Here is a 21,840-nt window from a genome sequence, read left to right as displayed (position 1 = left end):
AGCCGGCTTAGTGGCCGCCTGATGGCTTACCCTGCGGGTGAAATCTCTGGATAAGCAATACCAGCGGAGCCGTAATAAGGGTGATCCAGGCAATCGCACGGAACACATCCATAAAACCCAATAATCTGGTCTGAGCCCCTAGTTGGTCGTAATACCGTGCATATGCCGCTCGAAGAGCATCGGCATGCGAATATCCATGGCTCATCAGATAGTTAGTCGTGCGCTGGATCGCATCCTGCAACCATGCGCCTGAGCGTGGAAGATTTGCTGACATGACCGACTGATGGAAGCTTTGCCGCCGCTCACTTAGTGTGGTTGCAAAGGCGATCCCAAAGCTACCACCCCAATTGCGAAATAGGTTCGTCAGGCTTGAGGCGCGGTTATTTTCATTCGGCTTGAGTTGTGAGTAGGCGATGACGCTGAGAGGGACGAAAAAGAATGCATACCCCAAACCTTGAAATCCACGTGAAAGCGCGTAGTGAAAGTAATCCGTCTGCAAGGTAAGGCCGCTGTAGTAAAACATCGCAGCCGATACGGTTAGCAGACTGATCCCCAGCAGAACCTTCGGGCGCACCAGCCCGCGCTGTACCAGTTGCGCTCCCACTGGAGCGAGCGCCGTAATGACAAAGGCTCCTGGCCCGAGCACGAGCCCCGCATCGATGGCACGATAGCCATAAAGGGACTGCAGTATCTGAGGAATCATCGTCGTCGTCGCAAACAACCCAAATCCAAACACGAAGTAGAAGATCGATGCGATAGCAAAGTTTGGATAACGCAAAAGACGCAGCTCGAGGATGGGATCTGGCGTCTTCAACTCCCAGTAGATTGCTGCGGAAAAGCAAACCAAGGCGATGGCAAACAACCAGCAGATAAAACTGCTGCCAAACCAGTCATCGATCTGACCGCGATCAAGCATGATTTCCAACGCAGCAGAACCCAGGGCTACCAGCGCAATGCCGACAGTGTCGATCTTCAGCCGTCCACCGATGCGAGCGCTCTTCCGCTCCTCCGTAAAAGCCGGGGGATCGTGCACGAAGCGATTTGTCAGATAGAGCGATAGGAAACCTATCGGGATGTTGATCAGAAACACCCAGCGCCAGTTGTAATTGTCCGTGATCCAACCGCCAAGCACTGGCCCGATCGCAGGTGCAGTCACAATAGCCACTGTATACAGTGCAAACGCCGAGGCTCGCTTCGCCGGCGGAAATGTATCGATAAGAATTGCTTGCTCGACCGGAGCCAGACCGCCGCCACCTATTCCCTGAAGCACGCGGCTGATCAACATGACACCTAACGTAGGTGCGATTCCACAGAAAAGTGATGTCAGCGTGAATAACGCAACACAGGCCATGTAGTAGTTCTTGCGCCCAAAAACTCTGCTCAGCCATGCGCTCATCGGCAGCACGACAGCGTTAGCCACCAGGTACGTCGTCAGAATCCATGTGACTTCATCGAAGCTGCGGCCCAACCCGCCTGCAATATACGGCAAGGACACATTCGCAATAGAGGTATCCAGCAGCTCCATGAAGGTCGCCAGAGTGACCGTCAACGCAACCACCCAGGGGTTGATCTCGCGGCGTACCGCAGCAGCCTTTGGCGAAGCTAGGACCTGAACCGCTCCCATAGCGCAGCCTCTCCTTATCTGGAGCAAACTCGACCAAAAAGACCGATCGGTCTCTATTAGAAGTAAGCGCTGATACTTGCGATTCTAAATTTCGCCTCAGATGTGTTTTGTCCTGTTTGCTTGCGGTCCGCCTATTGAGGAGCACGCACTTGTGTCTCCAGATAGGAGTTCAGGTGCTCCATTGCATCCAGCTTCGCCTGATCGTTTTTCTCAATACGGCTCAATAGCATCCCGCCTTCCAGCCCACCGACGATCAGCCGTGAAACTCTCTCTGTATCCACGTCACTGCGCACCGTTCCAGCGGCGACCCCTTCAACAAGCACCGAACGGATCATTCCCTGCCATTCACGTAACGCCTTCCGTACCCGCTCACGAAGGATCGGATTCCCATTGTCAGAATCGACTCCAGTATTCAGCAGCGGACATCCACCGGGAATGCTCGACTTATGCACAAATGACGCAATGTGATGCTTCAGGCGGTCAACGTGATTGGTAATCTCTGCCATTCCTTTCTGCCGAATCCCTGTCGCGACGGCCCAGGAGTAATCGAACGCCTCAGCGGCAATCTCTTCCTTGCTCTCGAAATGGCGATAGATTCCGCCTTTTTCGAGTCCTGTCGCTGCCATAATGTCACTTAGTACACATCCGGCGTAACCCCTCTGGTTGAACAGAGGGGCAGCCGCAGCAATGATCCGCTGCCGGGTTTCTTCGCCTTTATTTGTAGTCGCGCACATAGAAAGACCGATCAGTCTCAATCATACTCACTGACCCCAATTGCATTCAACATCCTGCCAGCCACTCCGCTCTCGGCACGATGCGAAAAATATTTTCTTCCTCCCAATGCGGCCCGCGCACAGGCTGTACATTCACCGACCACAACGATCTTCTCCGCTGTCAGTCCGGCGGCAATTAACTGTCTGCGGTTTGCCTCCCACAGGTCGACGAACAATTGCCCATCTCCCGCGGGACGCTGGAACAGTTCTGAGGTATAGCCGAACTCTGCCGTAAACCTCTCGTGGACATCTTCTCCCACGGCATAGCAGCAAGCGCCTATTGCGGGTCCTACTGCCGCTTCCAGATCGGCGGACTCGGAGCCATACTCCCGTCGCATGACCGCAACCCCTTGCTCGACAATCCGCGCCACTGTGCCGCGCCAGCCGGCATGGAAGGCCCCTACCGCCCTTCGTACCGGATCAACAACAAGGACGGGGACGCAGTCTGCCGTGCCTGCCGCAACCAGGACTCCAGGCACATTCGTAACAAGTCCATCCCCCTCGAGAACAGCTTTACCTTCGTCGGTCTCCAGGCTGCCGTTGAGAGCCTCCGCGCCAACCACTTTCACGAGGCCGGAGTGGACTTGCCGGATCGTCACCAGCCGCATCGCTGTCATCCCGGTTACGCTCTGGACAAACTTCTTGCGGTTTGCCGCCACATTTGCAGGATCGTCCTCCTTCGTCCAGCCCAGATTCAATGTCTTATCCCCATAAGCATCAGATACGCCACCACTTCGCGTGCTAAATCCGTGACGCAGCCAGCGAAACTTCTCCCAGCCGGGGATTTTGACTATCTCGACTCCACCCATCATTTACTCATTCTAAGATCGATTTGCACGGTAACTTTTTCCTCTTGCGCCCGTCTTTGTGAAAAGATGTCCCATGTCGATGATCGGACGCTAACTCCTTTATCTTTCAACAAAAATTTGCATCTAAACCCTGTGGTCTGTAAGATACCCCGATTGTAGACATGAGAATGAACGTGCCCACTCCAAGCGCAACGTCGCAGCTTCTTCGCACCCGTATCGGTAAGGTTTGTGTTGCCATTATCGGCTCCACCGCGGCTGAGATGATCGAAAAGGCCAATGCCGTCGTCAAGGAAACTCCTTTCCTTGAGTTCCGGCTGGATTATCTCGAAAAGCCCCTGAACGCCCTGCCGAAGCTCAAGCAGTTCTTTGCGGAAAATACCGCCGCCACCGGTATCGCCACCTGTCGTCGCTCGGCGAATGGTGGAAAATTTTCCGGCTCGATCGCTGCTGAGATGGAGATCCTCTCCAAGGCAGCTGGTGCTGGCTTCCACCTTGTCGATCTCGAGCTGGAGTCCGCAGAAGCTCTCAAGAAGGGTGAGCTCCAGAAGCTTCGCGACACCGGTATTGCCCTGATCATCAGCCACCACGACTTCTCCTCGACGAAAGATCTGGACAAGATTTACGAGCGCATCGCGCCCTTCCAACCGGACTTCTTCAAGATTGTGCCCACGGCCAAGATGCTCACTGACAATGTGACGCTGATGCGCTTTATTGAGCGCATGAATGAGAACGCCAATATCATCGGCATCTGCATGGGCGACGCGGGCATCATCTCCCGAGTCCTTGGGCTTCGAGCGGGCTCGGTCTTTACCTTCGCTGCGGCGACACAGGGCGAAGAGACAGGCCCCGGCCAGATCGCTGCTCGTACCTTGATTGAGACCTACCGCATCGATCAGGTGGATGCCGCTACCAAGGTGTATGGTGTGGCTGGTAACCCTATCAAGAGCTCGCTCTCGCCTGTGATGATGAACACAGCTTTTCGACGTGAGACGGTCAATGCAGTCTATCTGGCGCTGCAGGCCACCAAGGTCAGCGATCTGCTCAAGCTGGTGGCGGAGATCCCCATCCAGGGCCTTTCGATCACGATGCCGCACAAGCAGGAGATCATGGCGCATCTGGAGAATACCGATCCGCTCTCGGCCAAGATCGGCGCCTGTAATACGATTCTCCGCGCTCAGGACGGCAAGCTCTACGGCTTCAATACGGATGTTGCGGGCATCGTTGGCCCACTGGAGAAGCGCATCTCGCTTCGCGGGGCCAAAGCCCTTGTGCTTGGGGCAGGCGGTGCCGCGCGCGCAGCTGTCTTCGGTCTCCGCGATCGCGGAGCCGAGGTCTTCATTCTCAACCGCACATCAGAGACAGCACAGAGGCTCGCCAGGCAGTCTGGCTCTAAGACGATCAAGAAGGATGCTGTCGCTAAGACCGCTTTCGATGTCGTCATCAACGCTACGCCTATCGGTATGGCGGGGATCAAAACCACTCCTCTGCTGGATGCCAAAGATCTGGCCAACACGAAGCTTGTCTTCGATCTGGTCTACAACCCTATTGAGACTCCTTTGATCCGCCTTGCTCGACAGCTGAATATCCCTTTCATTACAGGTGTCGAGATGTTCGTTCAGCAGGGTGCGCGCCAGTTCGAAATATGGACCGGCAAGCCAGCTCCGGAGGAAGAGATGCTGCGTGTAGTTATTCACGCTTTGCGACAGCAGGCCGAAGCTGCGGCAGCCGAGGTTCCCGCAACCGTAAAAACCCCGGCCAAAGCATCGAAGGCAAAGAAGGCTTCCTAGCTATTGAATCCTTCCCTGCCGATTGCCGAATGAGTAGCTGAAGCCTACTGAAAGGATCGGGAAGAAGGATGCGTAGCTGAGATTGTGATTATTGCGCACAACGAAAGCTGCGAGATCCTTCTGGAACCCTGCATCCTGCATGACGGGTTGGCATCCAACCGAAGCGGGATACTGCGGATCGCAGGCACTGCCCAAGAAATTCACCTTGAGCGTGGGCTGGCCGACGTAGTAAAAGCCTGCTTCGATGGGGAAGCTGACCCGGCTTCTGGAGCGGGGGATCATATTGCCAAACCCTATGCTGATGCCTGGAGATACCTTGCGGAATCCCACAGAACCTGAGCCATGGAGAGGGTCTGTATAGCTGCTGATGTACTCCTGGCCATTCAGCGATAGAGTGCTTCCTGCTGGAATCAGCGCCGTTGCGCGAACCTGGTTACTGTTTGCAAATACCATCAATGGGCTAACCCGGAATCTCCCTCCGAAAGGGAACCAGTCCAGCGCCGCATGCCCGGATCGCAGTCGAAATGCGGCGTTGATATCCGCGCCCTGCTCCTGAAAGGCGAATGAATAGCTGAAGAAATCGGCTCCCACCTTAAGATTCATCTTTTGGGCCAGAGGAGAGGCGATATCAAAGCCTGCACCATTGACACCTGCATGCCAGCCTACCGCCAGCCCCATGAAAGGCTTTTGCCTCTGAGGTTTTGCTGGAACAGGCACGGGACGTATCATGCCTTCCGCTATTCCGCGGCCAGACATCTCAGGGGTATCCAGTGAGGAGACCGAAGAGCTTGATGCAATAATCGGATTCACCTCGCTTCGCATCTGCGACAGCGCAAGATGAGATGGAAATATCGAGATGGTAATAGCAAGTGTGCCTGCAAGCCAGGATTGAGTTTTCATAAAAGAGATCGCCTACCGCGAACTATCGGCACTCAGCAACGCCGACTTGAGCCAGCGATCTCTAAAGCAAAAAAGAGCCGCCTATTCATGGCGGCTCTGATCAACAAAGGGTAACAGGGAAATCTAGTGGCTCTTGCCCTCTGCGGAAGCAATCTTCTCTTCTGCCTGGCGGGTGATGGCGTTAGCTTCATCGTACTTCTCGCCATCGTCTCCAGCCTCGCTCCACAGCTTCTCGCCTTCGGCGAGCTCCTGCTTCGCCTCAGCCACATCGATCTCGTTGGGGTGCATAGCGGTCTCGGCGAGAATCGTCACCCGTTCCGGCAATACCTCGACAAATCCCCATGCAACGAAGAACTTCTGGTTGCCTGAGCTTCCTCCATGCAGACGCACCTCGCCAGCGCCAAGCTCCGCCAGCAGCGGTGCATGGCCGTAAAGCGCTTCAAGGTAGCCCGACATCGACGGAAGCTCGACAGCTTCAGCGGTCGCATCGAGCAGGACACGATCCGGCGTAACCAGACGCACCGTCAACAGACCCGAATTGGAAGTAGTCTCTGCCATCGTCTTATACGGTCTGCTTCATCTTCTCAGCAGCAGCGAGAACATCCTCAATCCCGCCCTTCAGGTAGAAAGCCTGCTCCGGGATATCGTCGTGCTTGCCCTCGATGATCTCCTTGAAGGAGCGGACCGTGTCCTCAACCTTGACGTACGCGCCGGGGATACCGGTGAAGATTTCGGCTACGTGGAAGGGCTGCGACAGGAAGCGCTGCACCTTGCGGGCGCGGGCGACTGTGATCTTGTCCTCTTCCGAGAGCTCGTCGATACCGAGGATGGCGATGATGTCCTGCAGATCCTTGTAGCGCTGCAGAATCTTCTTCACGCCCTGGGCAACGTCATAGTGCTCCTGACCAACCACACGCGCCGAAAGGATACGCGAGGTGGACGTGAGCGGATCGACAGCCGGGTAGATACCAAGCTCAGACAGCGGACGCGAGAGAAGCATCGTCGCATCGAGGTGAGCGAAGGTTGTCGCGGGAGCCGGGTCGGTAATGTCATCGGCAGGCACGTACACAGCCTGTACCGAGGTGACCGAACCCTTTTTGGTCGAAGTAATGCGCTCCTGCAATTCGCCCATTTCAGTAGCGAGGTTCGGCTGATAACCCACAGCCGAAGGCATACGGCCAAGCAGCGTCGAAACCTCAGAGCCTGCCTGCGTGAAACGGAAGATATTGTCGATGAAGAGCAGCGTGTCTGCGCCTTCTTCGTCGCGGAAGTGCTCAGCGACGGTAAGACCGGTCAGTGCGACGCGGAGACGGGCTCCCGGCGGCTCAGTCATCTGGCCGTAGATCAACGCGGCTTTGGACTTGTTGTAGTCCTTGGGATCGATAACGCCCGACTCCTGGAACTCGTGCCAGAGGTCGTTGCCCTCACGAGTACGCTCGCCGACGCCGGCAAACACCGAGAAACCACCGTGCTTCGACGCAACGTTGTTGATGAGTTCCTGAATCACGACGGTCTTGCCGACACCAGCGCCGCCGAAGAGACCGATCTTACCGCCTTTCAAGAAGGGCAGAATCAGGTCAACGACCTTGATGCCGGTCTCGAACATCTCTTCCGAGGTCGACTGCTCGTCGAACGCAGGTGCCTGCCGATGAATCGGCATGTATTTCTTCGCATGGACAGGGCCAAGCTCGTCCACAGGCTCTCCCAGCACGTTGAGCACGCGACCCAGCGTCTCGCGGCCCACGGGAACTGAGATCGGAGCGCCAGTGTCGATCGCCTTCATGCCGCGCACCAGCCCCTCGGTGGCCACCATGGCGATGCAGCGCACGCGGCCCTCGCCCAGGTGCTGCTGCACCTCAACGACCACGTCCATCGGAGCAGGAACGTTGAACCCCTCGCTCACAATACGCACGGCCTGATAAATGGCCGGCATCCTCGACTCTTCGAACTGAATGTCGACGGCCGGACCGCTGATCGAAATTACTTTGCCAATGTTCTCTGCCATAGGTCTCTTTCTCTTTGAGCGATCGCCGGTTGCTTACAGCGCGGCTGCTCCGCTCACAATCTCGATAATTTCCTTTGTAATCGCTGCCTGACGTACGCGGTTCATCTGCAACGTGTACGCGTCAATCATGTCGCCTGCATTATTGGTCGCCGCATCCATCGCTGTCATACGCGCCGCATGCTCCGATGCTGCCGACTCCAGCAGAGCATGGAAGATCTGCGTAGTGACATATCGCGGCATCAGATGGCGGAACAGGCGCTCCGGGCTCTGGTCGAAGATGTAATCGACCTCGGCTGTACCGAACTTTTTCGCCTCAGACTCCACAACCGATTCTTCCGGCTCCGCAATGCTGACACCGGAGGTCTTCGCAGCATGTGCTGCAGCTTCCTTCTGCTCCTCGGACATCTCCTCGGCGACAGTAATCTCATGCGAGCCCAGCTTGCGGATCGGAAGCAATTTTTCAACGACGACGCGCTGTGCAATCACAGACTTGAACTCGTTATAGACGATGTAGACTGCATCGATCTCGGCGTGCGTATAACGATCTACAATCGAATGCGACAGGACACGAACATCATCGATGTTGAGATGATGCAGCAGGCTGTCATGGGTGCCGGTTACTTCAATCGGATTGGCCCGATGACGGATGACCTCGTAGTGTGTAGCGAGATCGTTGTCGTAGTGCTCTTCCTTCTTCTCGTAGACCGCAGCCGGATACTTCTTTGACACCAGATCACGCGCCTTGCGTCCGACCGGCTCGATGTCGATGTTTTGACCCGCTGCGCGGCGCTCGTTGATGAACGTCTGCGCAGCTTTGGTGATGTTTGAGTTGAAGGCGCCTGCAAACCCCTTATCACCGGCAACGACGACGACAAGAACATTCTTCTCTTCGCGTTCAACCAGAAGCGGATGCATGACTTCGGTCGAATCAGTGCGGCGCACCAGCGACTCAAGCACGTTTGAGATCATCTGCGCATACGGACGTGCCTGCATCGCACGCTCCTGCGCACGACGCAGTCTCGCCGCCGAGACCATCTTCATGGCCTTGGTGATCTGGCGCGTGTTCTTCACGCTGCGGATACGACGCCGTAGATCGAGTACGTTTGCCATGGTTTACTTGGCCGCAGCCGCCTCTTTCTCCTTGCGCGACACCAGGAAGTTCGCCTTATAGTCCTTGATTCCCTGCGTCAGGCGGCCCTTGATATCGTCATCGAGCTGTTTCTTCGCAACGATATCGGCAAGTACCGACCCCGAGGATTCAAGATACGGATACAGGCCATCCTCAAAGGCACGAAGGTCACTGACAGCAACATCGTCCAGTAAACCGTTGGTTCCGGCGAAGATAATTGCAACCTGCTTCTCAAACGGAAGCGGCTGGAACTGAGGCTGCTTCAACAGCTCGGTCAGACGCTGACCGCGATTGAGCTGACGCTGCGTAACTGGATCGAGGTCCGAACCGAACTGCGCGAAAGCCGCAAGTTCGCGATACTGCGCGAGGTCGAGCTTCAGTGTTGCACCAACCTGCTTGGTCGCTTTGATTGCAGCCGAGAAGCCTACACGCGAAACCGAGAGACCGACGTTGACAGCGGGACGAACACCCGAGTTGAAGAGGTCAGTTTCAAGGAAGATCTGACCGTCGGTGATTGAGATCACGTTGGTCGGAATGTACGCCGACACGTCACCGGCCTGCGTCTCGATGATCGGCAGAGCGGTCAGCGAACCGCCACCCAAGGCGTCAGAGAGCTTCGAACTACGCTCAAGCAAGCGCGAGTGCAGATAGAAGACATCGCCGGGGTACGCTTCACGTCCTGGCGGACGACGGAGGAGCAGCGAGATCTCGCGATAGGATGCAGCGTGCTTCGAAAGATCGTCGTAGATCACCAGAGCGTGCTTGCCGTTGTCGCGGAAGTATTCGCCAATAGCGGTCGCAGCGAACGGAGCCAAGTACTGCATCGGAGCAGGCTCAGAAGCGGTAGCGGCGACGATGATGGTGTAGGGCAACGCACCGTTCTCTTCGAGGGTTTGCACAACCTGAGCAACCGACGAACGCTTCTGCCCGATCGCGCAGTAGATGCAGATCAGGTTATTCTTCGCCGAATTGATGATCGTGTCGAGCGCAATAGCGGTCTTGCCCGTCTGGCGGTCACCGATGATCAGCTCACGCTGGCCGCGGCCGATCGGGATCATCGTATCGATAGCCTTGATGCCGGTTGCCATCGGCTCGCGCACCGATTGACGCGCGATGACGCCGGGAGCGAGACGCTCGACCGGCAGATAGGTACTCGTGTTGATCGGCCCCTTGTCGTCGATAGGCTGACCCAGCGCGTTCACGACGCGGCCAATCAGCGCTTCACCGACCGGAACCGACATGATGCGGCCTGTACGCTTGACCTGCTGGCCTTCTTTTAGCTCGGTATAGTCACCAAGCAAAACGGCGCCGACCTGGTCTTCTTCCAGGTTCATCGCGAGACCGGCCACGTTATGCGAAAACTCAATCAGCTCGCCGGCCATAACTTTATCCAGGCCGTGCACGCGTGCGATACCGTCGCCGAGCGAGATGATGGTGCCGACCTCGTCGACTTGGATCTTCTGCTCGTAGTTCTCAATCTGCTGGCGAAGCAGCTCTGTTATCTCACCTGCGTTGATCTGTGCCATGTCTTCCTTCTGCGGTACTTCGTATCAATCTTTAGTTCGATCTCAGCGCAACATCTACGCGCTAACGAGTTTTTGCTTCAACTGCTCAAGCTGGGCTCGAATAGAGCCGTCATAGACGGTCGAGCCAACGCGAACGACCGCGCCGCCCAGAAGCGTCGGATCTTCCTTATAGGTAGCGCGGACACGGCCACCAATAAGCTTCGACACCTGCTCTTCGAGCTGCGTGCGTCCCGCGTCATCCAATGCACGAGCGCTGGTAATCTCGGCATCGGTAAAGCCGGCGTTTCCGTCGGCGACTACATGATACTCATCAATGATCTCGCTCAACTCACCGAAGCGATGATGATCCATGACAACCGCGAGAAAGTTACGAACCTGCGGCAACATGCCGATCCTGGCAGCAATCGCATCCAGAACCTTCAACTTCTGATCGCCGGTGATTGCGGGATTCATCAGAACCTCGCGCAACTCGTGGCTTCCTTGAAAGGTTGCATTGAAATCGCTCAACTGCTGACAAGCCATGTCAGCATCCAGATGCTGCGCAGCGACGACTGCTGCAAAAGCATGCGCATAGCGAAGCGAGATAGTGGACATTTAGTTCTGCCCTTCCTTTGCACCTTCACCAACCAAGCGACGAGCAAAATCCTGGACCAGCAGACGATCTGTCTCGGCCGTCACTACCAGCTTCTTCGCCGCCTGGTCGATGGCCAGATCGGCTGCATACTTCTGAATCGACCGGCGTGCATTAGCAGCAGCAGCAGAGATCTCCTGTTCGGCCGCAAGCAGAATCTTCTGCTTCTCCTCTTCGACGGAGGCCTTGATGCGCTGCTCATCCAGGGCAGCATCTTTTTCAGCCTGCGTACGAAGAGCGGTAATCTGCTCGTCCAACTTACCCAGGCGCGCCTCAACGCTACTCAGACGACTGCTGGCTTCCTGAGAAGCAGCACGCGCCTCAACCAGATGCTTCTGAATTGCCTCATTTCGTGTACGGAAGGCCTTTGGGAGGCTCTTCGCCAGGAACCAGCCAACCAGTGCAACGAGGACAATTAAATTTGCAATTGTGAACGCATTGGCTGCCTGCTCAGGGTTCATCCCCAGCTTCGCGCCAAGCGCCTTCACCGCAGCGGAGTGACGATAAGCATCGTTCTCGTCCTCGGCCTTTTTTTCTTTCTCAGCACCTTCAGCGCTACCAGCCGGCTCTTTTTCTACCCTGGCCTGGGCAGCCGGTGACTCCTGAGCAAAAGCACGGACCTGAGGCACAGCAGCAAACAACAAAGCCATCACAACGAAAGCGAATATTTTACGGACTGACCTCACTGCGCCACCTCCGCCGCAGCCACACCAGCCGGAAGAACCGCAGACAGTACACGCGAGCTCAGGTCTGCGCTGGAAGACTCGATATGAGCGCGAGCGTCGGAGACACTTTGGTCAATCCCCTGCTTCGCAGCCCGTACCTTTTCCTGTGAAGCTTGGCGTGCCTGCTCAAGAGCAGCATCACGCTCGTCGTTCCATTGCTTGAGCTTCCGCTCCCGGGCCTCGAAAATCTCGGCCTTAGCCTTGCGCAGTTTCTCTTCATAGGCGCTGGTCTCGGCTTCGGCCGCAGCAATCGCACCCTTAGCTTGTTCAACAGCTCCGACAGTACGTGCCCGGCGATCCGCAAGTGCATGCACCAGCGGACGGCGCACCAGTACTCCGTAAGCAATGACCAGCAAAATAAACAGAACCATGGTCGGCACAGCGCCGAGCACAAGTTCACCGAGTTGTTTGAGTATCACGTCCATGCAAGGGTTGGCCTGAGTGACCGTTCCGGTGTACTGCCTTCAGGGGGCTTTCAGCAGGTTTATTTCACACGAAGCGTTCCGGTTTTGGCCTATTTGTAGATTGCGGTACATCTTGTTTTAGCAAAGCGTTCGAGGGAGTGTCAAACGAGGATACGGCGATAATCGCACACTTAGGCCGATCTTCGCGCATGACGTGAACCGGCAGTCAATCTTTGACTTTCGCCCGAAAAATCGTACACTTATTGATACCACCCGGACCCTATTATCTGGGTCACATAGGTCGCGTGGTAGGGGACACCACCTCCGCTCCCCATCAGGCGACCTATGCTAGTTAAGTAAGGAAAACGGGCGCATTCAGGGTATTGCCGCCTCCCTCTCAGAGATTTGAAACCGTCTATACCTGTTCAGTAACGAGGCTGGACCGCGCGCCGTTACATAGACCAAATTTCCATTGAATTTTTTGTCCAGCAGAATGGCTCCGGCTTCGAGGGCGGCGAGGATCGCCCCTTCCGACTGCGGCAGCCTGTAGCTCGTCTGCACGACAGGATCAGCTACCAGGGCCGCATCGATCGCCTCCAACAGTTTGTCGAGCCCCAGACCAGCCAACCCCGAGACCGCGACACGTCCACTTCCTTCCAGCGCGGGACGCTCGGCCTCCGGGAGCAGGTCGATCTTATTCATTACCTCAACGACAGGCTTACCGGTCACATTCAGCTCGCCCAACACGCGTTCGACCTGGGCCTTCTGCTCATCCAGCATGTGACTGGATGCATCACGCACATGCAGCAACAACTCGGCTCGCTCAACCTCCTCCAGCGTCGCCCGGAAGCTGGTCACCAGCGTGTGAGGCAGATTGCGGATGAAGCCTACCGTGTCCGACAGCAGAATCTTCCGACGTGAAGGAAGCTGCAGTTGCTTGAGCTTCGGATCGAGCGTGGCAAACATGCGCGACGATTCCAGCACACCAGCTTTCGTCAGTGCGTTGAAGAGAGTGCTCTTTCCGGCATTGGTGTAACCCACCAGCGCTACCACGGGAACCGGCACGGCCTCGCGACGCTGTCGCTGTTGTCGACGAATCCGACGTACCGACTCCAGCTGCTGCTTCACGTGGTTGATCCGCAGATTGATCTTGCGGCGGTCCGTCTCTAGCTGAGTCTCGCCGGGGCCGCGGGTTCCGATACCGCCTCCCAGCTGGCTCATCGCCTTGCCTCGACCGGCCAATCGTGGGAGTTGGTATTCGAGCTGCGCCAGCTCCACCTGAAGTTGCCCTTCACGTGTACGGGCGTGACGGGCAAAGATATCGAGGATCAGCTGCGTGCGATCGATTACACGTACATCCAGCTTCGCTTCCAAATTACGCAGCTGCGACGGTGTAAGATCGTGGTCGAATAACACCAGATCCGCGCTCGTCGATGCAACGACGCCGGCAATCTCATCGAGTTTGCCCTGCCCGACCAAGGTGGCCGCATCCGGCCTGGGACGTCGCTGAATCAGCGTCGCAGCAATCTCAGCACCGGCGCTCCGGGCCAACTCCTGGAACTCCTCTAGCGAGGCATCAAAATCGAGATCGGGCGACTCAGCTGGAGCCAAGTCTACCTGTTCCTCTGAGGCGGCCGTCACAGCCGCGGCTTTGCGCGCCTGCAGCACTGTTGCCGTCAGCTTCTTCCGGTTGGCCGTAAACTCAACCGCAACAAGAACAGCACGCTCCTTGGGAGTGGATACACGACTACTCTCAAGGAGCGAAGCTTGTTGTGCTTCGACCAACATTTGTTTGGAGGTTTTAGAGGTCGTCACTGAAGCGTTCTTTAGTTCCTTCGTGAAACCCGTTTGCACCCGCAGAAGCTATCTGCCCGGTACTGCCGCAACCTCGGCAGCATGCGCCGAGACAGCCGCAGGAGCAGAGGAGCCAACGGACTGAGCCGAGCGGAACTCGCCCTTTGTCTCATGGCCTCCCATGCGACCGCTTACAACGGTTGAGATCGTATGTTTGAAGATCAGCTGTTCCTGGCTGTTGTTTTCCAGCAGTACGGAATATTTGTCGAATGAGCGGATCTTACCGGTCAGCTTCACCCCACTCACCAGATAGATCGTGATCGGGCTCTTGTCTTTGCGGACCGTGTTAAGAAAAGTGTCCTGAATGTTCTGTGCCGGCTTTGATTCCATGGTGCCGATCTCCTTTGTAAAAGTCGCTAATAAATACGCTATTGCCGTACCGCATGCACTTCAGTCGAGCGGCCATGAACTCATCACGGCTTCCGAAGCTAAGAGGTCAACGATACGAGCATCCGTGGCAATTTTCAACTCGCACACCCAGATCTTCACTGCGCGAGTCACTGTTGTTACTTAGACGCAGCTTACCGGTTAAAAGGCTCGCTGATCTTTCCTGCCTGGCGATTTACCATGAAAAATGTGCCGAACAACCTACAACCCGTTCAAATGCTTGACTTCAACCGCCAGTTTGCCCAACTGCGCGAAGAGATTCTGACTGCAATTGCAAAGGTCTGCGAGTCGCAGCAGTTCATCCTCGGCCCTGCCGTCGAATCTTTCGAGAAGGCAGCCGCGCTGGCCTGCCAGGTTCCCTATGCAGCAGGCTGCTCCAGCGGAACAGAGGCTCTCTGGCTGGCTCTGGCCGCCGCCGAGATCGGCCCCGGCGACGCGGTCATTACAACTCCATTCAGCTTCTTCGCAACAGTCAGCTCCATCCTGCGGGCAGGCGCTCAGCCATTGCTGGCCGATATCGATCCAGCCACCTTCAACCTCTCCGCAGATGCAGTCGAAGAGACAATCCGACAGCATCGCGGATCGCGTATTAAGGCCGTCCTGCCAGTTCACCTGTACGGCCAATGTGCCAACTGGGACGCCTTTGAAGCCCTCAAGCAGAGACACAACATCCTGCTGATCGAAGACGCGGCTCAGGCCTTTGGAGCATCGTGGAAGGCCACTCCTGCCGGAGCGCTAGGCGATATGGCCGCCTTCAGTTTCTATCCGACGAAAAACCTCAGCGCCATCGGCGATGCCGGCCTTTTGACGACACGCTCCGCAGAGCTGGATGAGCGCGCCCGTATGCTGCGCGCTCATGGCATGCGCCGCCGTTACTTCCATGACGAAGTCGGCTGGAACTCTCGTATCGACGCCATCCAGGCCGCCGTTCTGGAAGTCAAACTGCGCTATCTCCCTGAGTGGAACGAGCGCAGGCGTACCCTGGCCAGCCGCTATGACGAGCTCTTCCGCAGTGCCGGGCTCACAGCGACGAACACGGCCGAAGGGATTGTGTTGCCGATTACAGATCCCCGCGCGGTTCACGTTTTCCATCAGTACACGATCCGTGCGCCGCGCCGCGATGCGCTTCGAGAACACCTCACTGCGCGCAAAATCGGGAGCGAGATCTACTACCCGCTTCCGCTTCACATGCAGACCAGTCTGTCGAATCTCGGTTACAGCAAGGGTGACTTCCCCGTCACAGAGCTTGCTGCTCACGAGGTACTATCGCTGCCTATGTATCCGGAGCTGCGCGAAGACGAGCAGGAGACCGTCGTCGATGCGATTCGCAGCTTTTACGCCTGAGCAGCGATAAAAGCCGGAGCCTAGCGCCGCCTCTTCTTCGACTCCAGCTTTTTCTTCTTACTCTTATCGGCCACCGGCTCAGGATGAGCATCTTGAGGAGCAGCTGTTCCCGGCGCGATAACACGTCGTACCAGATTTCCTTCCAGCCGATACACTTTCAGGTTGGTCTTGCCAGGAACCACCGCGCCGGTAACAGGATCGGGTACCACGACTGGAGCATCTGCTGAAAGAACCCGATAACTGAACGTCGGAGCGGCCACCATACCTGTAGGAGTTTTGCTATTGGGATCGGCTGCCATCTTGATCTCAACAGGAAGATACCCTTCAATATTTCTCTCGCGGAAGCCTGTCTCGTAACGATGCTTCTTGATGTTCCACGTAAAGACGCGCACCTGATCGAAGTCATACGGCAAACCTGCCTTGTATGGGCTTAGCACCGTGACATAGATGGGAATATTCTTTTCGTCCTGCTGCGCTTCCGGATCATTGACCGTCGTCAGGACATATGCGCCAACAATACGTTGCCCTTCGGAGTAGCGACCGATCGCATCCGGCACCTCTACATCCATCATGCGGCTGTAGAGCCAGCCTGTATCACCCTTCGAATCACGTACAAGCCACCAGTCTTCCATCACCGGCGGCTCAGGCATATCGGGCTGTGCCACATCTTTGGTTCCAGGCTTGGCATTCTCGGTCGATGTTGCTGGCTTGGGAACGCGTTGTCCCGGAGAAAGGGGCTTCGGCAGAGTTGCACGTCGAAGAAGCTTCAGCTTCTCGCCTTCCGACAATCGGAAGAGCCGCTCCGTGTCGCGCCCCGGACTGGAATGCAGGTAGACATCATCACGTACCACAGCGTTCGCTGCAGTAGGATCGTTCTGGTGTTGCTGCCTTAGAGCCTCAAAGTGATCGAAGATATCCTGTGTAGCAACTGCCTTCTCGTCGATCCAGCCCTGCTCCCCTTTCGAGGTCTGTACGCGATAAAAGCGACGCCCCTTCTCAAGGATAAGGAGTTTATCGCCGTTGTTCACCGTGCCGGTGCGGTTGGAGACCGCTGCAACACGATCACGCAGATAAGTCTGCTTGGCGGTGACATAGACGAACTGCTCAGCGGGTTTGGGCCGGAGCTTAGAGCACCCCGACAGAGCAGCGAGGAGGCACGCTCCTAAGACCGCCATCCGAACCAGCGCGGTCAGGCTACGACTTGCACTATTCTTCTCGATCTGTCGGAAAGATGGAATGACCCTGAACTCCGCCGCCTTTTGAGAAGGCCTCTCCATCATCTTACCGGGCATTTAGCCGATCTTTTACCCTCTGAAGAGCTATGCCTGCGTTATCTCCCTGATTCCCACATCAATGCGTTAGGGCTATAGACGTCACGCCCGCCGGATCCGTATCGGTTGCCACGCTGGTTGCCTGATCGAGCTTGCCGGGCGTTGCCGCATCGAAGCTGTACATTGTCAGATCCGGATTTCCGCCGTTCGCGCCGGCGAGCAGATACTTGCCGCTCTTATCCACACCAAGCGATGTCACCGACGATCCGCTGCTATACGGCGAGCCGCTCAACGCGGTAAGAGCCGATCCGGTCCCAATGGAATATCCCGAGATCGTGCCATCACCATTATTCGCGACGTAGAGATACTTCCCCGTCGAATCGATGACGACCGACGCAGGAGAAGTGCCCGCGCTAAAGGGCGATCCTGAAATCGAGTTCAGTACTCCACCAGAACCGATCGTATAGACGCCTACGCCTCCATTGGTTCCACTCCGAGCAATGTACAAATACGATCCGCCGCTGTTGATCGCCAGCGCATTGTCACTTGTTGTCGTGGTCACAGGCGGAAGCGTTTGGCTGCTGGCAACAGCGCCGGTTGACGTATTAAGCGTAAAAACGACATCTCCGCCTGTTCCAAGCGCGGCAAAGATCAGATTGCCCGCCGGAGAGACTTTTACTGCCTTAGGAACGACCTTACCGCTTTGAACGGAATAAGGCGTCGCCGCTATTACAGAAAGTGCTCCTGTCGATGAGTTAATCTGAAATTCATCAAGCTGCGTCTGCGTATTATCCAACCCAAAGAGCCATTGGCCGTCAGGTGATACGTCGAGCGAGACGACGCTAGCCGCGGCCACGGTTGCTCCGCCGCTGGGCGTCGTCAGCGTCCCGTTGGAACTAACGTTATATCTGTAAATCGCACCTGGCCCAGCAATGTAGATAAAATTGTTATTCGGCGTTACTACGGCAGCTACCGGCACGTAGCCTAATGAGAGCGGCAACCCCGAGATGGTTGTGAGCTTCCCGGTTCCAATAGCAAATCCAGCCAGAGAGCTCGTGGTGGAGTTCGTGACATAGACGTAGTTGTTCGTCGTGCTTCCGCCTCCGCCACTATTCGGTGGGATAAAAAAATCTCCGCACCCAACTAACGCGGCGGCCAAAACTACAGACGCCAGCAGAGCGATCCTTCCCCCTTGCCTCTTCCTTCCGTTGCTGCTTCTCGACTCTCCCACGAATACCTCGGCCATCTCAACCATAACCTCATCTATAATCGGCGGCATGCTCACAGGCAAACAGTTGTATCTTTTGGGCTTTGCTGCCCTATTTACTGTATCGGTCATCGCGCCCGAACCAGCCCATTCATTCGACTCTCCGCAGACAAAAACGGCACCGGCCACCTCGTCACTCGAAAATGAAATTCGAGCTGATATGAACTTCCTTGCTTCTGACGAGATGCATGGACGAGGTTCAGGGACTCGCGACGAACACATCGCTGCACTCTATGTTGCTTCACAGTTTCAGTCGCTCGGCCTGGAACCCGGTGGAGACAATGGCTCTTTCATTCAGAAGGCCGCCCTGCCCGATCCGCTGCCCGAACGCCTGCAACAGTATCTCTCCAAGTACGAAAACAGTCCCCGCAAGGAGACCTGGAATGCCATTGGTATCTTGCGCGGCAGCTCCAGGCCGGACGAGGTCCTCCTGCTGACTGCACACCTTGACCATCTCGGTGTCGCAGCAGCTGGAAGCGGCGACAGAATCTACAACGGGGCGGACGACGATGCATCGGGAACAACCGCTGTTCTTACGCTCGCTCACATGCTGGCATCCGGCCCTCGTCCAAAGCGCACCGTCGTCTTCGCCCTCTTCGGAACTGAAGAGATCGGAGGCTTCGGTAACCGCGCGTTCCTTGCACATCCGCCGGTCCCGCTCTCCGAGATCGTTGCCAACCTCGAATTCGAGATGATTGGACGCCCGGACTCTGCCGTGGCTGCGGGAACGCTCTGGCTGACAGGCTACGACCGCTCAAACCTCGGCCCTGAGCTTGCCAAACACGGCGCTCATATCGTGGATGACCCACATCCCAAAGAACACTTCTTCCAGCGCTCAGACAACTACGCCCTCGCCCGCCAGGGCATCATCGCTCAAACCATCTCCAGCTTCGGGCTTCACAAGGACTACCACCAGGTCTCCGACGAGATCCGCACGATTGACTTCACCCACATGGCCAACGCCATCAACTCGGTCGTGGAGCCTATCCGATGGCTTGCCAACTCGGACTTTAAACCCACATGGAATCCAGGGGGCAATCCACAGACGAATCCTCCGTCCATGAGCCACTAGTGCTCCCCACAAAACGAGAAGAGGCGCGGATATCCGCGCCTCTTCTCGTGAACGCTGACTGCCTCTATCTACGCAAGAGCTGCAACAGGAGTCGGCGCAGCCTTCTCTGAATCCAGAACAACACCAATCGCGTGAATCACCGCCGTCACACGAATCGCCGCGTTGATCAATTCTTCGGTCGCGCCCTTTTCTCGCAGAACACGCTCGTGTGAGTCAACACATTTGTCGCATGCGTTTACCGCGCTCACCACCAGGCACCACAACTCGAAGTCCACATGGTCCACCTTGTGCCCACGCAACGCGTTCATGCGCAGACGCGAAGGCAGCGTCGCATACTTTTCATTTTTGGTCAGGTGATGGAAGCGATAGTAGATGTTGTTCATCCCCATGATCGCCGCAGCAGCCTTTACCGCGTCGATCGTATCGGCGTTCAGTCCACCAGCCTCGGCCTCGGCAATCGCTGCTGCCGTCAATTCAGGATTTCGCGTAGCAATCGCCGTTGCAACTACAGTCCCCCAAAGCTGCTGCGGGGTCAGTTCCGTATTCTGCTTCACCAGCGACGAATAGTTTAATTTCAGGTCTTTCGCATAAGTCGGCAAACCGCCGATCAGATCTTCCATGGCCATCTATTCTTCCCTTCCTCTCTCCCTCAACAGGCCGGGCGCGACCACTCGAAGCAGCCGCGCCCGCATCACGCTACCTGGTTGCTAGTTCAGTGTCGCTTCGCCCTTCTGCCAATTGCAGGGACACAGCTCGTCCGTCTGCAACGCATCGAGCACACGCAGGACCTCCTGCGGATTGCGACCCACCGACAGGTCGGTGACATAGATGAAGCGGATGATGTTATCCGGATCGACCAGGAAGGTGGCACGCTGCGCAACTCCGGCCTTCTCATCGAGAATGCCAAGCTGGCCGCTCAGGTCGCGCTTGATATCCGACAGCATCGGGAAGGGCAGGTCCTTCAGGTCCGCGTGATGTGTACGCCATGCCGCGTGAACGTACTCGTTATCCGTGCTCGCGCCAAGAACCTGACAATCACGATCCGCGAACTCGCTGTTCAGTTTGCCGAAAGCAGCAATCTCGGTCGGGCAGACGAAGGTAAAATCCTTCGGCCAGAAGAAATACAGCTTCCACTTACCGGCATAGGTGTCGCCGGTGATGGTCTTGAAAGCTTTAGCCTCGTCCTTCTCGGTCGAAATGGTGGCCGTCAACTCAAACTCAGGAAACTTTTCACCGATTTGCAGCATAGTCAGGGTGCTCCTCTCAGGGTTGGTTGTTATCAATTTCGTAGCTTCGCGACACGTTAAAATCGCGATTGAAGCGCCAATCTGAGTGTACCGCAAATAGATGATAAAAATTATCATCTAATAAGTCTGGTTATCCACAGGCTCGTACCTTACGCGCCTTGGCTTCTAAAGGAACGCCGTTCTATCGCCTATTGTTTTCATGGATTTCACAGGGCGACCGCGCTTTCCCCTCCCTGCGCTGCTATTCTTAGCAACGGAAATTAATAGGAGAACAACCGAAGAACCATGATCGATCTCAAGGGCAAAGTCGCCGTCGTCTTTGGATTAGCCAATAAGCGTAGCATCGCCTGGGCCATCGCCCAGAAGCTCTCCGAGGCGGGCGCCACGCTTGCCATCTGCTATCAGAACGAGCGCCTGCAGCGCGACGCCGATGCGCTGGCCGCCGAACTTCCCGGATCGAAGACCTTCCAGTGCGATGTTTCCATCGACACCGATATCGACAACGTTTTTGATCAACTCAAAAGCGCCTACGGCAAGCTCGATATCATCGTCCACTCCATCGGCTTCGCTCCCAACATCAAGAACACGGTGCTGCAGACCGCACGCGAGGACTTCCGCGTCGCTTTCGATATCAGCGCGTATTCTCTGATCGCCCTTGCCCGCGCCGCCGAGCCGTTGATGGCCGAGGGTGGTTCCATCCTTACCCTCACCTATTACGGTTCCGACAAGGTCTTCCCAAACTACAACATCATGGGACCAGCCAAGGCTGCGCTTGAGTCGATCGTGCGCTACCTCGCTGCCGATCTTGGCCCTAAGAAAATTCGCGTCAATGCCATCTCCGCGGGCCCCATCAAGACACTGGCAGCGCGTGGCATCAGCGACTTCACCACAATCCTTACCGCCGTCGAGCAGCGTGGGCCACTGCATCGCAACGTCGAAACAGCCGAGGTCGGCAACACGGCACTCTTCCTCTCAAGCGATCTGGCCAGCGGCATTACCGGCGAAATCACCTTCGTCGACTGCGGTTACAACGTAACCGGCCTATAAGACACCATGCAGAAATATCTGCTGACCAGCCATGTGAC

Annotated in this window: 21 protein-coding genes; 4 read left to right on the top strand and 17 right to left on the bottom strand. The window is 56.3% G+C overall.

The window, feature by feature from the left end; genetic code table 11:
- Positions 1-7: 7 nt before the first annotated feature.
- The 3 genes from KFE13_RS16340 to pgeF form a co-directional block, all read right to left on the bottom strand.
- Positions 8-1,624, bottom strand: coding sequence for a DHA2 family efflux MFS transporter permease subunit (locus KFE13_RS16340; protein ID WP_260704528.1), 1,617 nt, complete (start codon positions 1,622-1,624; stop codon positions 8-10).
- Positions 1,625-1,755: 131 nt separating this feature from the next.
- Complete coding sequence (locus tag KFE13_RS16335) at positions 1,756-2,358, bottom strand: TetR/AcrR family transcriptional regulator (protein ID WP_260704526.1); 603 nt, start codon at positions 2,356-2,358, stop codon at positions 1,756-1,758.
- Between the two features lie 17 nt (positions 2,359-2,375).
- Entirely contained in the window at positions 2,376-3,209 is an 834-nt protein-coding gene (gene pgeF / locus KFE13_RS16330; protein WP_260704524.1) for a peptidoglycan editing factor PgeF, read from the bottom strand.
- 164 nt (positions 3,210-3,373) lie between these two features.
- On the opposite strand from pgeF, the gene aroE reads away from it, so the two are divergent.
- The gene (gene aroE, locus KFE13_RS16325; protein ID WP_390891624.1) at positions 3,374-4,993 is read left to right on the top strand and encodes a shikimate dehydrogenase; all 1,620 of its coding nucleotides are present in this window, start codon (positions 3,374-3,376) and stop codon (positions 4,991-4,993) included.
- Here the strand turns inward: aroE and KFE13_RS16320 are convergent, their stop codons facing one another.
- The 10 genes from KFE13_RS16320 to hfq all read right to left on the bottom strand — a co-directional run bounded on the left by KFE13_RS16320 (position 4,994) and on the right by hfq (position 14,497).
- Positions 4,994-5,893 (bottom strand): hypothetical protein, encoded by a 900-nt coding sequence (locus KFE13_RS16320; RefSeq protein ID WP_260704514.1) that lies wholly within the window; start codon positions 5,891-5,893, stop codon positions 4,994-4,996.
- 123 nt (positions 5,894-6,016) lie between these two features.
- Entirely contained in the window at positions 6,017-6,451 is a 435-nt protein-coding gene (gene atpC / locus KFE13_RS16315; RefSeq protein WP_260704512.1) for an ATP synthase F1 subunit epsilon, read from the bottom strand.
- A gap of 4 nt (positions 6,452-6,455) precedes the next feature.
- Complete coding sequence (atpD, locus tag KFE13_RS16310) at positions 6,456-7,898, bottom strand: F0F1 ATP synthase subunit beta (protein WP_260704510.1); 1,443 nt, start codon at positions 7,896-7,898, stop codon at positions 6,456-6,458.
- A 33-nt stretch (positions 7,899-7,931) separates the two neighbouring features.
- Positions 7,932-9,008: a F0F1 ATP synthase subunit gamma gene (locus tag KFE13_RS16305; RefSeq protein ID WP_260704508.1), complete on the bottom strand. Its 1,077-nt coding sequence runs from the start codon at positions 9,006-9,008 to the stop codon at positions 7,932-7,934.
- Positions 9,009-9,011: 3 nt separating this feature from the next.
- Positions 9,012-10,553 carry a F0F1 ATP synthase subunit alpha gene (gene atpA, locus KFE13_RS16300; RefSeq protein ID WP_260704506.1) on the bottom strand — a complete coding sequence of 514 codons (1,542 nt, stop codon included), beginning with the start codon at positions 10,551-10,553 and terminating at the stop codon, positions 9,012-9,014.
- Between the two features lie 54 nt (positions 10,554-10,607).
- Positions 10,608-11,147, bottom strand: coding sequence for an ATP synthase F1 subunit delta (atpH, locus tag KFE13_RS16295; protein ID WP_260704504.1), 540 nt, complete (start codon positions 11,145-11,147; stop codon positions 10,608-10,610).
- Positions 11,148-11,870, bottom strand: a complete 723-nt coding sequence (locus tag KFE13_RS16290) for an ATP synthase F0 subunit B (RefSeq protein ID WP_260704502.1) — start codon at positions 11,868-11,870, stop codon at positions 11,148-11,150. It lies immediately after the preceding gene.
- Positions 11,867-12,334, bottom strand: a complete 468-nt coding sequence (locus KFE13_RS16285) for a F0F1 ATP synthase subunit B family protein (protein WP_260704500.1) — start codon at positions 12,332-12,334, stop codon at positions 11,867-11,869. Before KFE13_RS16285 ends, KFE13_RS16290 begins: the two co-directional genes overlap by 4 nt.
- Before the next feature lie 354 nt (positions 12,335-12,688).
- On the bottom strand, positions 12,689-14,101 hold the full coding sequence (gene hflX / locus KFE13_RS16280) for a GTPase HflX (protein ID WP_260706986.1): 1,413 nt from the start codon (positions 14,099-14,101) through the stop codon (positions 12,689-12,691).
- Positions 14,102-14,176: 75 nt separating this feature from the next.
- A complete protein-coding gene (gene hfq, locus KFE13_RS16275; protein ID WP_260704497.1) occupies positions 14,177-14,497 on the bottom strand; it encodes an RNA chaperone Hfq in 321 nt (106 codons plus the stop codon).
- A gap of 237 nt (positions 14,498-14,734) precedes the next feature.
- Here hfq and KFE13_RS16270 point away from each other — a divergent pair, with 237 nt between their 5' ends.
- Entirely contained in the window at positions 14,735-15,898 is a 1,164-nt protein-coding gene (locus KFE13_RS16270) for a DegT/DnrJ/EryC1/StrS family aminotransferase (RefSeq protein ID WP_260704495.1), read from the top strand.
- A gap of 20 nt (positions 15,899-15,918) precedes the next feature.
- On the opposite strand, the gene KFE13_RS16265 is transcribed toward KFE13_RS16270, so the two are convergent.
- Together KFE13_RS16265 and KFE13_RS16260 are read right to left on the bottom strand one after the other, a co-directional pair.
- On the bottom strand, positions 15,919-17,190 hold the full coding sequence (locus KFE13_RS16265) for an SH3 domain-containing protein (protein ID WP_260704493.1): 1,272 nt from the start codon (positions 17,188-17,190) through the stop codon (positions 15,919-15,921).
- 58 nt (positions 17,191-17,248) lie between these two features.
- Positions 17,249-18,415 (bottom strand): lactonase family protein, encoded by a 1,167-nt coding sequence (locus KFE13_RS16260; RefSeq protein ID WP_260704490.1) that lies wholly within the window; start codon positions 18,413-18,415, stop codon positions 17,249-17,251.
- 181 nt (positions 18,416-18,596) lie between these two features.
- Here KFE13_RS16260 and KFE13_RS16255 point away from each other — a divergent pair, with 181 nt between their 5' ends.
- The gene (locus tag KFE13_RS16255) at positions 18,597-19,508 is read left to right on the top strand and encodes a M20/M25/M40 family metallo-hydrolase (RefSeq protein ID WP_260704489.1); all 912 of its coding nucleotides are present in this window, start codon (positions 18,597-18,599) and stop codon (positions 19,506-19,508) included.
- 68 nt (positions 19,509-19,576) lie between these two features.
- Here the strand turns inward: KFE13_RS16255 and KFE13_RS16250 are convergent, their stop codons facing one another.
- Both KFE13_RS16250 and KFE13_RS16245 read right to left on the bottom strand, forming a co-directional pair.
- Complete coding sequence (locus tag KFE13_RS16250; RefSeq protein ID WP_260704481.1) at positions 19,577-20,128, bottom strand: carboxymuconolactone decarboxylase family protein; 552 nt, start codon at positions 20,126-20,128, stop codon at positions 19,577-19,579.
- Positions 20,129-20,215: 87 nt separating this feature from the next.
- Positions 20,216-20,755 (bottom strand): peroxiredoxin, encoded by a 540-nt coding sequence (locus tag KFE13_RS16245; protein WP_313900657.1) that lies wholly within the window; start codon positions 20,753-20,755, stop codon positions 20,216-20,218.
- 285 nt (positions 20,756-21,040) lie between these two features.
- Between KFE13_RS16245 and KFE13_RS16240 the strand changes: the two genes are divergently transcribed.
- The gene (locus tag KFE13_RS16240; RefSeq protein ID WP_260704474.1) at positions 21,041-21,802 is read left to right on the top strand and encodes an enoyl-ACP reductase FabI; all 762 of its coding nucleotides are present in this window, start codon (positions 21,041-21,043) and stop codon (positions 21,800-21,802) included.
- Positions 21,803-21,840 lie beyond the last annotated feature (38 nt).

The sequence above is a fragment of the Edaphobacter flagellatus genome, assembly GCF_025264665.1.
GTDB lineage: Bacteria > Acidobacteriota > Terriglobia > Terriglobales > Acidobacteriaceae > Edaphobacter > Edaphobacter flagellatus.
Note: the sequence above shows the minus strand (reverse complement) of the source record. Positions and strands in the feature narration are given on the sequence as shown.

Bases quoted from the DNA above. Each gene is read 5' to 3' on its own strand.
- KFE13_RS16340 (WP_260704528.1), bottom strand. From the start codon at position 1,624: ATGGGAGCGGTTCAGGTCCTAGCTTCGCCAAAGGCTGCTGCGGTACGC.
- KFE13_RS16335 (WP_260704526.1), bottom strand. From the start codon at position 2,358: ATGTGCGCGACTACAAATAAAGGCGAAGAAACCCGGCAGCGGATCATT.
- pgeF (WP_260704524.1), bottom strand. From the start codon at position 3,209: ATGATGGGTGGAGTCGAGATAGTCAAAATCCCCGGCTGGGAGAAGTTT.
- aroE (WP_390891624.1), top strand. From the start codon at position 3,374: ATGAACGTGCCCACTCCAAGCGCAACGTCGCAGCTTCTTCGCACCCGT.
- KFE13_RS16320 (WP_260704514.1), bottom strand. From the start codon at position 5,893: ATGAAAACTCAATCCTGGCTTGCAGGCACACTTGCTATTACCATCTCG.
- atpC (WP_260704512.1), bottom strand. From the start codon at position 6,451: ATGGCAGAGACTACTTCCAATTCGGGTCTGTTGACGGTGCGTCTGGTT.
- atpD (WP_260704510.1), bottom strand. From the start codon at position 7,898: ATGGCAGAGAACATTGGCAAAGTAATTTCGATCAGCGGTCCGGCCGTC.
- KFE13_RS16305 (WP_260704508.1), bottom strand. From the start codon at position 9,008: ATGGCAAACGTACTCGATCTACGGCGTCGTATCCGCAGCGTGAAGAAC.
- atpA (WP_260704506.1), bottom strand. From the start codon at position 10,553: ATGGCACAGATCAACGCAGGTGAGATAACAGAGCTGCTTCGCCAGCAG.
- atpH (WP_260704504.1), bottom strand. From the start codon at position 11,147: ATGTCCACTATCTCGCTTCGCTATGCGCATGCTTTTGCAGCAGTCGTC.
- KFE13_RS16285 (WP_260704500.1), bottom strand. From the start codon at position 12,334: ATGGACGTGATACTCAAACAACTCGGTGAACTTGTGCTCGGCGCTGTG.
- hflX (WP_260706986.1), bottom strand. From the start codon at position 14,101: ATGTTGGTCGAAGCACAACAAGCTTCGCTCCTTGAGAGTAGTCGTGTA.
- hfq (WP_260704497.1), bottom strand. From the start codon at position 14,497: ATGGAATCAAAGCCGGCACAGAACATTCAGGACACTTTTCTTAACACG.
- KFE13_RS16270 (WP_260704495.1), top strand. From the start codon at position 14,735: ATGAAAAATGTGCCGAACAACCTACAACCCGTTCAAATGCTTGACTTC.
- KFE13_RS16265 (WP_260704493.1), bottom strand. From the start codon at position 17,190: ATGCCCGGTAAGATGATGGAGAGGCCTTCTCAAAAGGCGGCGGAGTTC.
- KFE13_RS16260 (WP_260704490.1), bottom strand. From the start codon at position 18,415: ATGGCCGAGGTATTCGTGGGAGAGTCGAGAAGCAGCAACGGAAGGAAG.
- KFE13_RS16255 (WP_260704489.1), top strand. From the start codon at position 18,597: ATGAACTTCCTTGCTTCTGACGAGATGCATGGACGAGGTTCAGGGACT.
- KFE13_RS16250 (WP_260704481.1), bottom strand. From the start codon at position 20,128: ATGGAAGATCTGATCGGCGGTTTGCCGACTTATGCGAAAGACCTGAAA.
- KFE13_RS16245 (WP_313900657.1), bottom strand. From the start codon at position 20,755: ATGCTGCAAATCGGTGAAAAGTTTCCTGAGTTTGAGTTGACGGCCACC.
- KFE13_RS16240 (WP_260704474.1), top strand. From the start codon at position 21,041: ATGATCGATCTCAAGGGCAAAGTCGCCGTCGTCTTTGGATTAGCCAAT.